15 protein-coding genes are annotated in these 14,199 nt (G+C 32.6%); 2 read left to right on the forward strand and 13 right to left on the reverse strand.

Annotation, left to right across the window (positions count from 1 at the left end):
* Positions 1–26: 26 nt before the first annotated feature.
* Complete coding sequence (locus RR430_RS00005; protein ID WP_332488120.1) at positions 27–1,535, reverse strand: IMP dehydrogenase; 1,509 nt, start codon at positions 1,533–1,535, stop codon at positions 27–29.
* Between the two features lie 107 nt (positions 1,536–1,642).
* Between RR430_RS00005 and RR430_RS00010 the strand changes: the two genes are divergently transcribed.
* A complete protein-coding gene (locus RR430_RS00010) occupies positions 1,643–3,337 on the forward strand; it encodes a proline--tRNA ligase (RefSeq protein ID WP_332508491.1) in 1,695 nt (564 codons plus the stop codon).
* Positions 3,338–3,392: 55 nt separating this feature from the next.
* The gene (locus RR430_RS00015; protein WP_332488117.1) at positions 3,393–4,424 is read left to right on the forward strand and encodes a lipid II:glycine glycyltransferase FemX; all 1,032 of its coding nucleotides are present in this window, start codon (positions 3,393–3,395) and stop codon (positions 4,422–4,424) included.
* A gap of 245 nt (positions 4,425–4,669) precedes the next feature.
* On the opposite strand, the gene RR430_RS00020 is transcribed toward RR430_RS00015, so the two are convergent.
* From RR430_RS00020 to RR430_RS00075, 12 genes are all read right to left on the reverse strand, one after another.
* Positions 4,670–5,179: a biotin transporter BioY gene (locus RR430_RS00020; protein ID WP_332508493.1), complete on the reverse strand. Its 510-nt coding sequence runs from the start codon at positions 5,177–5,179 to the stop codon at positions 4,670–4,672.
* Positions 5,172–6,125, reverse strand: a complete 954-nt coding sequence (locus tag RR430_RS00025; protein ID WP_332488114.1) for a biotin--[acetyl-CoA-carboxylase] ligase — start codon at positions 6,123–6,125, stop codon at positions 5,172–5,174. Before RR430_RS00025 ends, RR430_RS00020 begins: the two co-directional genes overlap by 8 nt.
* Positions 6,126–6,242: 117 nt before the next feature.
* Positions 6,243–8,000 (reverse strand): NADH-dependent [FeFe] hydrogenase, group A6, encoded by a 1,758-nt coding sequence (locus tag RR430_RS00030; protein ID WP_332488112.1) that lies wholly within the window; start codon positions 7,998–8,000, stop codon positions 6,243–6,245.
* 5 nt (positions 8,001–8,005) lie between these two features.
* A complete protein-coding gene (locus RR430_RS00035; RefSeq protein ID WP_332488111.1) occupies positions 8,006–9,802 on the reverse strand; it encodes an NADH-quinone oxidoreductase subunit NuoF in 1,797 nt (598 codons plus the stop codon).
* A 9-nt stretch (positions 9,803–9,811) separates the two neighbouring features.
* Positions 9,812–10,174 carry a (2Fe-2S) ferredoxin domain-containing protein gene (locus tag RR430_RS00040; RefSeq protein WP_332488109.1) on the reverse strand — a complete coding sequence of 121 codons (363 nt, stop codon included), beginning with the start codon at positions 10,172–10,174 and terminating at the stop codon, positions 9,812–9,814.
* Complete coding sequence (locus RR430_RS00045) at positions 10,171–10,725, reverse strand: ATP-binding protein (protein ID WP_332488107.1); 555 nt, start codon at positions 10,723–10,725, stop codon at positions 10,171–10,173. The genes RR430_RS00040 and RR430_RS00045 overlap by 4 nt, the downstream gene beginning before the upstream one ends.
* Positions 10,722–11,417 carry a PHP domain-containing protein gene (locus RR430_RS00050; RefSeq protein ID WP_332488106.1) on the reverse strand — a complete coding sequence of 232 codons (696 nt, stop codon included), beginning with the start codon at positions 11,415–11,417 and terminating at the stop codon, positions 10,722–10,724. Before RR430_RS00050 ends, RR430_RS00045 begins: the two co-directional genes overlap by 4 nt.
* Positions 11,417–11,749, reverse strand: a complete 333-nt coding sequence (locus RR430_RS00055) for a hypothetical protein (RefSeq protein ID WP_332488105.1) — start codon at positions 11,747–11,749, stop codon at positions 11,417–11,419. Before RR430_RS00055 ends, RR430_RS00050 begins: the two co-directional genes overlap by 1 nt.
* A complete protein-coding gene (locus RR430_RS00060; RefSeq protein WP_332488103.1) occupies positions 11,736–12,926 on the reverse strand; it encodes a [Fe-Fe] hydrogenase large subunit C-terminal domain-containing protein in 1,191 nt (396 codons plus the stop codon). Before RR430_RS00060 ends, RR430_RS00055 begins: the two co-directional genes overlap by 14 nt.
* Positions 12,923–13,342 carry an ATP-binding protein gene (locus RR430_RS00065; protein ID WP_332488101.1) on the reverse strand — a complete coding sequence of 140 codons (420 nt, stop codon included), beginning with the start codon at positions 13,340–13,342 and terminating at the stop codon, positions 12,923–12,925. The genes RR430_RS00060 and RR430_RS00065 overlap by 4 nt, the downstream gene beginning before the upstream one ends.
* Positions 13,335–13,694: a hypothetical protein gene (locus RR430_RS00070; protein WP_332488100.1), complete on the reverse strand. Its 360-nt coding sequence runs from the start codon at positions 13,692–13,694 to the stop codon at positions 13,335–13,337. Before RR430_RS00070 ends, RR430_RS00065 begins: the two co-directional genes overlap by 8 nt.
* Positions 13,695–13,696: 2 nt before the next feature.
* Positions 13,697–14,197: an NADH-quinone oxidoreductase subunit NuoE family protein gene (locus RR430_RS00075; protein WP_332488098.1), complete on the reverse strand. Its 501-nt coding sequence runs from the start codon at positions 14,195–14,197 to the stop codon at positions 13,697–13,699.
* Positions 14,198–14,199 lie beyond the last annotated feature (2 nt).

A 14,199-nucleotide genomic window follows, 5' to 3' on the forward strand; every position in this document is an offset into this window, starting at 1 on the left:
ATAAAAAAATTCGCTAAAATAGCGAATTATTTAAAATTGTCATTACCTTTATCTTTTACAATAACATCATGAGCTCCACCTTCAACGATAGATGTAGCGCTCACTAATGTCAATTTGGCATTTTCTTGCAATTCGAGAATTGTAAGTGCACCACAATTACACATTGTAGATTTAACTTTTGCCAATGTTGTTAATACATTGTCTTTTAAAGGTCCAGCATAAGGTACGTAAGAATCAACACCTTCTTCAAAACTTAATTTACCAGCACCACCTAAATCGTAACGTTGCCAGTTACGAGCACGATTGCTTCCTTCGCCCCAATATTCTTTAACGAAGTTTCCGTTAATCATTAATTTATTTGTTGGTGATTCTTCAAATCTTGAGAAATAACGACCTAACATTACAAAGTCACTACCCATTGCAAGGGCTAGTGTAATATGGTAATCGTAAACGATACCCCCATCAGAACAAATAGGAATATAGACACCTGTTTTTTCGAAATATTCGTCACGTGCTTTCGCAACTTCGATGACTGCAGTTGCTTGTCCACGCCCAATACCTTTAGTTTCACGAGTAATACAGATTGACCCTCCACCAATACCAACTTTAATGAAATCAGCACCAGCTTCAGCTAAGAAATCAAATCCTTCCTTGTCAACTACATTTCCTGCTCCTACTTTAACAGTATCGCCATAATGTTCACGAATCCAGCCAATAGTAATTTTTTGCCAATCGCTGAATCCTTCACTTGAGTCAATACAAAGAACATCTGCGCCAGCTTCTACTAATGCAGGTACTCGTTCAGCATAATCTCTAGTATTAATACCAGCACCCACTACATAACGCTTATCACTATCTAGTAATTCATTCGGATTTTCTTTATGAGAATCATAATCTTTTCTAAATACAAGATAAACAAGATTATTATTGTCATCAATAATAGGAAGAGTATTTAATTTGTGTTCCCATATAATATCATTACAATCACTCAAAGTGCTAGATACATTAGCAGTAACTAACTTTTCAAACGGTGTCATAAATTCAGAAACTTTTGTTGTAGAGTCAATTCTTGATACACGATAGTCACGGCTTGTTACCATACCTAACAATTTACCATTTGCACTACCATCATGTGTAACAGGCATAGTTGAATGTCCTGTCTTTTCAAGTAATTCAAGCACATCGTTCAGTGTTTGATTAGGTGTTAAATTAGAATCACTTCCTACAAAACCAGCTTTATAATTTTTAACTCTAGAGACCATTGCAGATTGTGATTCAATGCTTTGAGAGCCATAAATGAATGCAACTCCACCTTCTTTTGCTAAAGCAATACCCATTTTTTCACCGGATACAGACTGCATAATTGCACTTACCATTGGGATATTTAAAGAGATTGCTGGTTCTTCACCTTTTTTATATTTAACTAGTGGTGTCTTCAAACAAACTTTATTTGGAACACAATCACTACTTGAATAACCTGGTACTAATAAATATTCACTAAACGTATGACTTGCTTCATTGTAATAAAATGCCATGAATTTTTTCTCCTCCTCAATTTATAATTTATGTAATTATAGTTCAAATTGTCTTTTAAGTAAAGGCATTTTGATATATAATCATAGAGATAGCGAGGAAAAATAATATGAAGTTAAAAAATAGTTTCTTTTATACTTTAAGAGAAAATGTAAAAGATGAAGATTCAAAAAGCAGTAATCTATTAGTACGTGCAGGAATGATTAAAAAAAGTTCTGCAGGAGATTATATGATTCTTCCCCTTGGGTATAAAACATTAAATAATATTACACAAATTATCCGTGAAGAAATGAACGCTACTGATTGTCAAGAGCTAATCATGCCCGCTTTACTTCCTGAGGAAGTGTATGTAGCATCTGGTAGACGTGAAGGTTTTGGAAAAAGTATGTTTTCTTTAAAAGATCGTTTTGGAAAGCCATTTGTTTTGGGTCCTACTCACGAAGAGTTATTTGCAATTGCTGCACAAATGAAAATACGTTCTTATAAAGATTTACCTTTTTCTTTATATCAAATACAAACTAAATATAGAGATGAACCACGTCCACGTTTTGGATTAATTCGTGTTCGTGAATTCATTATGAAAGATGCTTATACATTCGACTCTGATGAAGCCGGTCTTGATATAGCTTATAGTAAACAGTTTAATGCCTATAAAAAAATATTTGATCGTTTAGGATTGGATTATAAAATTGTACGTGCAGATACTGGTGTTATGGGTGGATTACTATCGGAAGAGTTCCAAGCAGTAACAGACATTGGTGAAGATATTCTAGTACTTTGTGATAATTGTGATTACGCAAGTAATATCGAAGTAGCTGGATGTGTCAACACTGATGAGGCAACAACACTTGAAACAATGAAATTAGAATGTGTTGAAACACCTAATGCTCGTACGATTGAAGAAGTTGTAGATTTCTTAAAACAACCTGCGAGTAAATTTGTAAAAACTTTAGTGTATAAAGTTGATGACAAAGTGGTTGCTTGCATGGTTAGAGGTAATCGTGAAGTAAACGAAACTAAACTTAGAAAACTTTTTAATGCAACAGAGGTGGAACTTGCAGACGCTGATACTGTAGTTAAAGTAACTGGCGCAGGTGTGGGTTTTGCTGGACCAATAGATATAAAATGTGAATTAATAATGGATGAAGAAGTTAGTGTGATGCATAACTTTATAACAGGAGCTAACAAAACTGGTTATCACTATATTGGCGTAAATACTACAGATTTTAAAGCTGATAAGATAGCAGATATTCGCAATATTCAAGAAGGAGATACTTGCCCTAAATGTGGAGGTAAGATTTATTTCAAACATGGTATTGAAGTTGGGAATACATTTAAACTAGGTACTAAATATTCAAATGCATTAGGTTTAGAATATTTAAATGCAGAAAATCAATTAAAACCTGTGTGGATGGGAAGTTATGGTATAGGTCCTGCACGCTGTATGGCAGCTATAGCTGAACAATATGCTGACGAAGATGGTTTGATTTGGCCAATCAATATTGCGCCATATAAAGCTGCTGTAGTACTTATATCAGTCAAGGATGAAGTTCAAACAGAACTTGCGAATAAAATTTACGATACATTTATGAAAGAAGGTATTGATACATTACTTGATGATCGTGATGAAAGACCAGGTGTTAAGTTTAAAGATATGGATTTAATAGGTATCCCTTATCGTATAACAGTTGGTAAAAAAGCAGCAGAAGGAATTATTGAATTTAAGAAACGTGGTTCAATTGAAGTTGAAGAAGTTCATGTTAATGATTTACTAAATAAAATTAATGAAGCAATTAAAGGTTAAGGGGTAATCCCCTTTTCTTTTGTGTGTTATAATATTTACGTTAGGAAGCGATAAAATGAAATTTGTACAATTAACAACAACAGAATTTAATGATTATTCAAAAAAAAGCGCTGTTTCAAGCATCTTTCAAACAGACTCATGGGCTAAGCTTAAATCAAATTGGGAAGCTTATACCGTTGGTGTTAAGGAAAATGAAGAAATAATTGCTGCTTGTTTAATTTTATGTCGAAGTGTACCAATGGGGTTCCGTTTTGCATACGCTCCTCGAGGACCATTGCTAGATTTTAGCAATGAATTACTATTGTCCTTTTTTATGAAGCAAATAAAACAGTTTCTAAAAAATAAAAAAGTGCTACTTGCAAAATTCGACCCAAATTTATTATTGGATGCCATTCCATTTGAAGATAAAGATAAAGTATCTTCAATTGTAAATGACTCTCTTATTGACAAATTCACACATGCAGGTTTAAAACATTGCGGATATACATTTGCAATTAAAGATACTATTCAACCTAGAATACAATTAGCTTTTCCAATTGATGATGCTATTGAAGATCGTATTGGTAGTAAAACAATGAAAAAAGTTCGTGCTAGTTATAAAAAAGAAGTAATTATTAAACAAGAAAACGATTCAAAAAGTTTAGTTCAAATGGTACACTGTACAGAACAGCGCCATCAAATTAAACTACGAAATGAAAATTATTTTAATACAATTCTTAATGCATTTAAGGACGATGCTATCGTCCTTGCAGGATATCATGAAGATCAACTAATATCAGCGTGTTTGCTTGTTAAATGCAACCAAACAACTGAAATACTATATTCCGGATACGATGATGCATTCAAACACTTTAACTCTACTTATCCCCTTCGTTATGAATCAATACAGTGGGCTAAGCAACACGGATGTAAAGAGTTTAGCTTCGGCGGAGTTGAAGGTACTTTAGATGATGGATTAACAATGTTTAAGTCAAGTTTTCACCCTTTGATTCATATATTTGTTGGTGAATTTGATATGCTACCTTATCCTATACTAAGTAAGTGTACTCAACTTGTATATCCTTATTTAAAGAAATATGTCATTTGAATTTATTTAATTACTTTTATACCCTTGAAAACAAACTTTTAAGGGTTTTTTTGTATTACACTCAACATTCTTCAATAACGCTCAAAATAAATTGGTAAGAGTATTGATGATTATAATTTTTCATTTACTCGAAATAAAAACTGCCATAATTTGTTAGAATTTATTCTATCATTTTAAGGCAGTTCAGTCATTAAATTTTATAGTTTTTAGATTATTGATTTCAAATTTATTAATATCTTATAAAACTAGTTTCTATATTGAAGTCTTTGTATTAAAATTGTCGCTATAACAATTTTAATAATGTCACCTGGAATAAATGGAAATGCGCAATAAGTTAATGATGCAATTAAATCAAGTTTCATAACGAACATGAACCAAATTGTTCCAAACGTGTAACATGCAATTGTACCAAGTGTTGCAAGTAAAGCAATATTCAAATTTGTTCTTTTTAATTTTGTTAAACCAAAGCTAATAATTAATGCATCAAACATGTACCCTACTAAATATCCTCCAGTGGCTCCAAACAAAACTGTTGCTCCACCACTGAAATTACTGAAAACAGGTAATCCAATGAATCCCAGAAGTAAAAAAACTAAAACGCTTATAGCTGCATATTTTGGTTTTAATAATGCTCCTAAAACATGCACAGCAAGTAAAGCTGCATTAATTGGAACCATTGGCAATGGAATTTGTATTTGTGAACATATTGCGATTAATGCCGCAAATATAGCACTTAAAATTAACTGTTTATTCATTTTCTATCTCCTTAAGTGATACTTCTCCTGAAACAAGTATAACTTCTCTATTGTCGTTAAATCTTACAAGCAAATTACCCTCATTTGTGATATCTAACACTTTGGCTTCTCCACTCTCACCACCACTTACAATGACTTGTTTATTTAGCAATAAGTTTCTATTACGATATTCTTTAACAATATCTTGCATAGATAAATTTAAGCAAATGTTAAATTCATTAATAATAGCTGCAACAAATTTATTTTTATCACCAGTGTAATTAATATCTGTAATAATATTCTCAAGATCACTAGGAATTGAATCAAGATTTAAATTTATTCCGAATCCAATTACTAAATAATTAAGCAAGTTTGTTTCAAAGTTTAATGATGCTTCAGTTAATATACCACAAACTTTTTTATCATTATAATAGAGATCATTTACCCATTTTATATTTAATCGTTTACTACATAGTTTTTCAACAACATGGCAAATTGCTATAGCAGTTATCATAGTGACTCTTAAGGTATCTTGAATTGAGGTAACGGGCTTTAACACAAACGAGCAATAACACCCACCTTTAGGAGAATAAAAATTACGTCCAAATCTTCCTCTACCCTTTATTTGCGATTTACTAAGAACAATTGTCCATTCTAAACAGCCTTCTTCTGCTAATTTCTTTGCATAAGTGTTTGTAGAATCAACCGTATCTAAGACAATTACTTTAGATTTATTTGAATCATTTAAAAAATTTAATATTGCCTCTTTGTTAAATTCATCAGAATTCTTCAAAAGAAAATATCCTTTTTTTGGAATTCCTTCAATAGAATGACCATCTTCTTTTAATGAATTTATAGCTTTCCATATTGCTGCACGTGATACATGTAATTCAGATGCAATCGTTTCTCCTGAAATTGGATCAGCAGATTCTACTAACAATTCATATACTTTTTCTTTTGTATTCATATCATCACCGTTAACTACAATACAATAATTACCCTTATATGTCAACCAATCATTAATTTAGGTTTACATATAAAAAGGTACTTACATTTAGCAAGTACCTTCATGTTATTAAGTTTTTTAAATAGTAAACTTCTCTTTCTTACTATAAGTTGTATGTAGTAATTCATGAGATTTATGTCCACATGGTTCACCTAAGAAGTTCTTATATAACTGTTGAATTTGTTCATTTTCATGAGATTTTCTAACAGCGCAATCAAGATCTTCATCATACAATGTTTTTGCACGTAAGTTTTTGAAGTTATTCATTTCTTCTAAGTTTCTAATTGATGCAGGCACAATTGATTGACCTCCACCATTTATACAACCGCCAGGACAACCCATAATTTCAATGAAATGATATTTTGATGTGCCATCCTTAATTTGGTCTAATAAACCTTTTGCCATTGACATAGAACTTGCTACAGCAATATTTACATCAATTCCAGCTACATTTATAGTAGCATCTTTAATACCATTCATACCACGTACTTCAGTAAAATCAATTTTATCTAAAGGTTTGTTTTCAAGTATTTCTTTAACTGTTCTAAGTGCAGCTTCCATAACACCACCAGATGCTCCAAATATTACACCAGCCCCAGAATATTCACCAAACATATCTTGATCAAATTCTTCATCAGGTAAATTGTTGAAATCTATACCAAACATTTTAATTAATTTACCACATTCACGTGTAGTTAGAACAGCATCAACATCTTGAATATCCCCTACTCTATTTTCAGGTCTCAATATTTCTGTTTTCTTTGCAGTACAAGGCATAATTGAAACTACATAAATGTTACGAGGATCAATTCCTTTTATTTTTGCATAATAAGATTTAAGCATAGCTCCTAACATCATATGAGGACTCTTACAAGTACTCAAATTTGCTAATAATTCAGGATACTCATATTCAATATACTTAACCCAACCAGGAGAACATGAAGTTATCATTGGTAGAGTACCATTCTTTTGAATACGTCCAATGAACTCTGTTCCTTCTTCCATGATAGTTAAATCAGCCCCAAAATTTGTATCATAAACACGATTGAAACCACAACGACGTAAAGCCGCAACCATTTTTCCTGTAATACGAGTTCCTATTGGATAACCAAATTCTTCACCAAGGGAAGCACGAACTGCTGGCGCAGTTTGAACAACAACATGTTTATTAGGATTGTTAAGAGCCATGAAAACATCATGGATATTTTCTTTTTCAGTTAAAGCTCCTACAGGACAAACATTAATACATTGTCCACATTGCATACAATTTACATCAGCAAAACTCTTATCAAAAACAGGACCTACTTTTGTCTCAAATCCTCTTCCTTGAAAACTCAATACACCAAGTCCTTGATACCATTTACAAGCACTTACACAACGACCACATAAAACACATTTACTAGTATCACGAACAATTCCTGGAGATACTTCGTCATAAGTTGGTACAGTGTGACCACCTTCAAACTTATTTTCTCGAATATTTAATTCACTAGCCAGTGTTTGTAATTCACAGCATTGATTTCTTTTGCAACTTAAGCAATTTTTATTATGATTAGACATTAACAATTCAACAGAATTGCGTCTTCCATTTAAAGCACGTTCAGAATGTGTGAACACTTCCATTCCTTCATTAACCGGATAATTACAAGAAGCAGCTAGATTTCTAGCACCTTTAACTTCAACTAAACAAACTCGGCAAGCACCTGTTTTGTTTAAACCTTTTAAATAACATAATGTTGGAATTTTAATACCTGCTTTTTGTGCAGCTTCCAAGATTGTAGATCCAGATTCAATTTGTACTGGAATATTATTTATTTTTAAATTAACCATTGCCATAAATTTTATCCCCTTTCAATCGCTTGGAAGCGACAAGTAGTAAAGCAAGCACCACATTTAATACATTTAGAAACATCAATAGAATATGCCTCTTTACCTGGTACCCCTGAAATTGCTCCAACTGGACATACCTTAGCACACATACTACATTTACGACATTTCTCTGGATCAACTTTATATTGTAATAATGCTTTACATACTCCAGCAGGACATTTTTTATCTACAACGTGAGCAATATATTCATCTTTAAATTGAGATAAAGTTGACAGAATTGGATTTGGAGCAGTTTGTCCTAATCCACAAAGTGCTGTTTCTTTTATGTTATTGCATAATTCTTCCATCTCATTTAATAACTCAAGTGTTCCTTCACCTTTACAAATCATTTCTAACATTTCAAGTAAACGTTTTGTACCTACTCGACATGGTGTGCACTTACCGCAAGACTCCTCTACAATGAAATCCATATAGAAACGCGCCACGTCTACCATACAATTATCTTCATCAAGAACAATCATTCCACCTGATCCCATCATAGAGCCTAAAGAAACTAGATTATCAAAGTCAATTTTAGTATCTAAGTGTTTATCAGTTAAACATCCACCAGATGGTCCACCTGTTTGTACAGCTTTGAAGTTTTTATTATTAGGACAACCGCCACCAATTTCATAAATTACTTCACGTAATGTTGTACCCATAGGTATTTCAACAAGTCCTGTGTTAGTGATCTTTCCTCCTAATGCGAATACTTTTGTTCCTTTTGATTTTTCTGTTCCAATAGAAGAGAACCAATCAGCACCTAATAAAATTATTTGCGCAACATTAGCAAACGTTTCAACGTTGTTAATAATTGTTGGTTTACCCCAAACACCTGACACTGCAGGGAATGGAGGTTTAGATACAGGCATACCACGTTTTCCTTCAATAGACATTATTAATGCGGTTTCTTCACCACAAACGAATGCTCCAGCACCTAGCCTAATTTCAATATCAAAACCAAAACCAGTTCCAAATATATTATCACCTAAAAGTTCTAATTCTTTAGCTTGTTCGATCGCAATTTTTAAGCGATCTACGGCAATTGGATATTCAGCACGAATATAAACATATCCTTGTTTAGCACCAATTGCATATCCAGCTATAGCCATTGCCTCAAGTACCGCATGAGGATCACCTTCTAGAATTGAACGATCCATAAATGCACCTGGATCACCTTCATCAGCATTACAAATAACATACTTATCACCTGTTGGTTGATCAGCAGCGAATTGCCATTTAACACCTGTTGGGAATCCTCCGCCTCCTCTACCTCTAAGACCAGACTTTTTAATTTCATCAATAACTTCTTGTGGAGTCATTTCTGTAATCGCTTTACCTAAAGCCATATATCCATCTTTAGCAATGTATTCTTGAATATCTTCAGGATTTATAACACCACAGTTTTTTAACGCTATTCTTTTTTGTTTTGCATAGAAACGAATACTATCAATGTCAAAGATTTTCTCTTTTGTTTCCTCATCAATATCAGTCATTTCTAAACGTTCTACTTTTCTACCCTTATATAAGTGCTCACTTACAATTGTTTCTACATCCACAACTGCAACATGATTATAGAATACTTTATCAGGATAAATCGCAACAATTGGTCCTTTTTGACATAGTCCAAAACAACCTGTTTTAATAATTTTAACTTCTTCTGTTAGATTATACTTTTCTAACATTTCATTAAATTTATCAACCACAAGCATTGAGTTAGAAGATGTACATCCAGTTCCAGCACATACTAGTACATTTATTCTTTCCATATCTACCTCCTATTTAACACTATCTATTGTGTATTCCTCTACGCGTTCACCTAAACCAATGTGACGACGTAAAATAATAGCAGCTTTATCTGGATCTACATGTATATATGTTGTTTTATTTCCATCACGATCAAAAATTTCAACAATTGGTTCATATACACATAATCCAATACAGCCAGTTTGTGTAACGATACATGAATAATTATTTTTTGCAGCTTCTTCTACAAGACGATTTAAAACAGGACGAGCCCCCGCTGCGATTCCACATGTTGCCATGCCCACAACTACTCGATAGTCTTTATCATTATCTCGCATATCGACCTTTTTTAAAGCTTCTTCTCTCATTTTCTTTAAATCTTCTAAACTTTTCATACACGATTCTCCTTCGCAAGTTGTATTCCTTGATTAATATATTCCTTAACCCAAAGAAGAATATCAGGTTCAAGGATGCTAACACCCTCAATTTTTTCCTTTACTTCTTTCGATTCAAAGACAAATTTTTGTAAATCAGTTTGATAAATAAATAAGAAATCAATTTTTTCATTTGCTTGTATGCTGCACATCATCATCTCGCCTAAGTTTCCCATAGTAGGTGTATCCCAATGATTACGTTCAACTGTAGCAACAATAACTGTTCCACTATTCACTTTTGATTTTATTGAAAATGTACCATTACATTGTTCTGTTAAACCTTTCATAAAGGCAACACCTAAACCAACTTTTCTTGTAGTTCTTGAAGTAAGAAATGGGCTAGTAACTTTTTTTAGTGTTTCATCATCCATTCCTTTACCATTATCTCTAACAATGAATTGTATTTCATTTCGACTAACACTCTCTTTAATTGATATCTCAATAAACGAGGAATCAGCGTGAATGCTATTCATAATCAGTTCTAATAATTGCATTGCTAAGTCTTCCATCATAATGTCTTCCCCCAAAACATTTCGAATTCTTTAGAACTTATTGCATTTTCTTTTTCACTTATGTCTATAAGTTGATGCGCATCTGAGTTAATAAACCAGAAAGTATCTTTAATCCAAGGATGTTTTTCCTTAACTATCATCATTTGATTTAAGTTTTTTACTTCTAAACCATCAAATTTACAGTCAGTTGGAATAAATCCTAATTGATGAGTAACACTATTCACACGATCTAATACATGTGCCAATACAACTTTACCATTGCACTCATGGACTTTATCAATGCAATCATTCAATGTAACATTTAATGAATTGATTAATAAATACTCTTCATTAGCAATGATTGTATCATCACTATCGCATATTATTTGTTTTCCAAAAAACAGTTCATTATTTTTTATTTTATTTGTTTTTTCATCAATCCAAATTTGAAAAATATCACAATCATCAATTGTTCTAAAATAACAGCAAACATGAACCTCTTCTATTGTTTGTATTTCTACTCCAAACATTACCTTGATATTTACTTTAGCACAAGCATCATATACCGCTCTTTGTTGTTTTAAAGAGTTATGATCTGTTACCGCTATAATATCAAGTTCTTTTATATAAGCCATTTGAGCTATATTATTAGGAGTCATATCATCATTACTACAAGGCGATAAGCAACTATGAATATGAAAGTCGTAAAACATTACAAGCCTATTTCAATTAACTTTCTAGCACATTCATATGGAGATAAATCAGTAGTAATAATTGCTAGATTTTCTTCCTTAGCTTTATCCAAAACATCATCAGGTACAACTACACTATCGCCAATAATAATACAACTAAATTCAATAAGTACAGCGACTGCAATTACGTTGATATGAGATTGAACTGTAATCCAAGCTTCACCAGGTTTTCCTTTACCCATAACCCAACTAAGTAAATCACCCACATAAACACCCGTAATTTCTGCATTCATAGACTCATCGGTTGAAATATTCTTCCACCCTGTTTTTGTTACTAACTCACTTACTTTCATAATGATTCGCCTCACCTTTTCGTATCCGACAATCTTGTAGTGTTTTCTTACTGGTTGCGATTTCTTCTGCCATAATACGACAACTTGCAAATCCACAAGCTCCGCAATCATAACCAGGTAATTGTTCTAATTGTTTATTCACTTTAGAGAAAAACGCTAATTTTTCCTGTATACTACGCATGTCATTAACATTATCAATAGTACTTTCGCCATAAATTTCTTCAAATGGTAACTGTGAAATAGGTTTTTCTTTATCTTTACATAATTGATGTATATTATTTTTAGTTAAATAACTATTACCCCATAACAAACTTCCACCTAAACAACCATTAAAGCACGGAAATAATGTCAAAAGATCAAATTCATTTAGTAATCCAAATTCAGCAAGTTCTAAAATATTACTTACCTTATCGAAACTATCAGCTACTAAATGATTTTCTGCTAATTTCATCATTGTTGGATTGCAACTTTGTAGACCTTCTTTACATAATGTTACAGGTATCTTTCCTTTTTTCATGTTTTGCTTAATGATTGGAAATATATCTACAATCGCTAATGCATGATCTACTTCAAAGTTGTGATTGCCATAAGGATATTTAGCTAAATTTAATTTTGCAATACATTCACAACAATTAAATATCCCAACTTTTCCTTTATTACTATAATTTTTTCTAACTTGTCTTGCAGCAATTTCGCTTGGATAATCTATTGCCGTTAAACTACTTAGCAACATAGGAAACTTAACTTCAATTAATTTATTAATTACCGGGCAAAAAGAAGATATTAAACTTTTTCCCTTCTCAATTTCTGATAATAAAATTGCTTCATTAGCAACCTGACCTTCAATGTCTGTTATGTCTAACACTTCATCAAATCCTAATAACTTTATTGCATAAAACAATTCTTCTACTTGCTCTTTTGTTTTGTAATCACTTATCAAAGCACTAGGTACCAAGCAAACAGTATAATCATAACTTTGTATGTCGACAAGAGTGCTACCTTTCGCTTGTAATCCTTGATTCAAACAAGCACTTAAACACTTTCCGCAATTAATACATTTATCATGATTTATATGAACACGCTCTTTTTCAATATAAACTGCATTGGTAGGACATACTTTTAGACATTTCATACATTTTACACATTTACTGAGGGTGTAAGTCACGACAGATTTCATAGTGCCACCTCAAATCCAATTGTTAATACTGTTCCATCAGTTGAAGTTTGTAAATCAAAATGATCAGATACTCGTTTAATATTGAAAAGCCCCATTCCAGCCCCAAATCCTAACTGTCGTGCCTTTTCACTTGCTGTTGACCAACCCGGTGTCAAAGCCTTTTCAACATCTGGAATACCTGGACCAGGATCTCTAAAACATAATTGTAACTTTCCATCATCTTCAAGAGTTAATGTTATATTTCCTCCCCAAGCATGTATAATCATGTTTATTTCAGCCTCATAACAAGCAACAGCAACCCTTCTTAATATATCTACAGGAATACCAATTTGACTTAATATTTGCTTAATTTGACTTGATACTTTTCCTGCATTTGCATAATCATCACGTTCAACCATAAAGACTTGATTAATCACTTGCATGTAATCCAGTTTGATAAAGAATTCCAGAAGCTTCAAACATAGAATAATCAGTTGAGAATATATTAAATCCCATCTCCATTCCTAGTTTAAGTGTTTCTTCATCAAGTTTCTTTCCACGAACATATATTATTAATTCTAAATCAAGCATTTCTGCTGTACGTAATGATTGCGGGTTACACAAGCCCGTAAGTAATACTGTTTGATCACAAGAATTGTTAATCATTGCAAGTGCATCGCTCATTAAATCCGTTGCAAATACATACTCATAATCCTTAGACATCAAGTTTTCATTCCATACACCTAAGGCTGTTGCATTTAATTTTTGAACGATTTCTTTAGCAAGCATAATTATGCACCTGCTGGTTTTCTTTCAGAATCTAAAATTGATTGAATAATTTCAGAAATAATTTTAGACGAATCCGCATTTCCATATACTTTTCCATCAATGATTACAACTGGTGCTAATCCACACGCACCCAAGCATCTTGTTGCATCTAAAGAAAACAATCCATCAGTGCTAGTCCCATTTACTGTAGCTCCAGTCATACTGATAACATCATTTACTAAGTTTTGTGCTCCTTTTACATAACATGCAGTTCCCATACAAACATTAATGATGTGTTTGCCTTTAGGTTCAGTAGTAAATTGCGAGTAAAAAGTTACTACTCCATACACTTCTGCAACTGATGCTTTTGATGCATTTGCAATTTTCTCCATTGCTTCAAATGGAACATACCCAAGTTCATGTTGAACATCATGCAACATAAGCTTAATTGGTCCTAAGCGTCCTGCATGTTTTGCTACAATCTCATCGATCTTACGAAGTGATTCAGCATTTAACTTTTCCATAA

The sequence above is a fragment of the Anaerorhabdus sp. genome (assembly GCF_036641015.1).
Taxonomy (GTDB): Bacteria; Bacillota_I; Bacilli_A; order Erysipelotrichales; family Erysipelotrichaceae; genus Anaerorhabdus.

What these genes read in the sequence shown, in the direction of transcription:
- RR430_RS00015 (WP_332488117.1), top strand. Translation starts at nt 3,393, where the DNA reads ATGAAATTTGTACAATTAACAACAACAGAATTTAATGATTATTCAAAA.
- RR430_RS00050 (WP_332488106.1), bottom strand. Translation starts at nt 11,417, where the DNA reads ATGTTTTACGACTTTCATATTCATAGTTGCTTATCGCCTTGTAGTAAT.
- RR430_RS00035 (WP_332488111.1), bottom strand. Translation starts at nt 9,802, where the DNA reads ATGGAAAGAATAAATGTACTAGTATGTGCTGGAACTGGATGTACATCT.
- RR430_RS00045 (WP_332488107.1), bottom strand. Translation starts at nt 10,725, where the DNA reads ATGATGGAAGACTTAGCAATGCAATTATTAGAACTGATTATGAATAGC.
- RR430_RS00070 (WP_332488100.1), bottom strand. Translation starts at nt 13,694, where the DNA reads ATGCTTGCTAAAGAAATCGTTCAAAAATTAAATGCAACAGCCTTAGGT.
- RR430_RS00055 (WP_332488105.1), bottom strand. Translation starts at nt 11,749, where the DNA reads ATGAAAGTAAGTGAGTTAGTAACAAAAACAGGGTGGAAGAATATTTCA.
- RR430_RS00025 (WP_332488114.1), bottom strand. Translation starts at nt 6,125, where the DNA reads ATGAATACAAAAGAAAAAGTATATGAATTGTTAGTAGAATCTGCTGAT.
- RR430_RS00005 (WP_332488120.1), bottom strand. Translation starts at nt 1,535, where the DNA reads ATGGCATTTTATTACAATGAAGCAAGTCATACGTTTAGTGAATATTTA.
- RR430_RS00030 (WP_332488112.1), bottom strand. Translation starts at nt 8,000, where the DNA reads ATGGCAATGGTTAATTTAAAAATAAATAATATTCCAGTACAAATTGAA.
- RR430_RS00040 (WP_332488109.1), bottom strand. Translation starts at nt 10,174, where the DNA reads ATGAAAAGTTTAGAAGATTTAAAGAAAATGAGAGAAGAAGCTTTAAAA.
- RR430_RS00010 (WP_332508491.1), top strand. Translation starts at nt 1,643, where the DNA reads ATGAAGTTAAAAAATAGTTTCTTTTATACTTTAAGAGAAAATGTAAAA.
- RR430_RS00075 (WP_332488098.1), bottom strand. Translation starts at nt 14,197, where the DNA reads ATGGAAAAGTTAAATGCTGAATCACTTCGTAAGATCGATGAGATTGTA.
- RR430_RS00020 (WP_332508493.1), bottom strand. Translation starts at nt 5,179, where the DNA reads ATGAATAAACAGTTAATTTTAAGTGCTATATTTGCGGCATTAATCGCA.
- RR430_RS00060 (WP_332488103.1), bottom strand. Translation starts at nt 12,926, where the DNA reads ATGAAATCTGTCGTGACTTACACCCTCAGTAAATGTGTAAAATGTATG.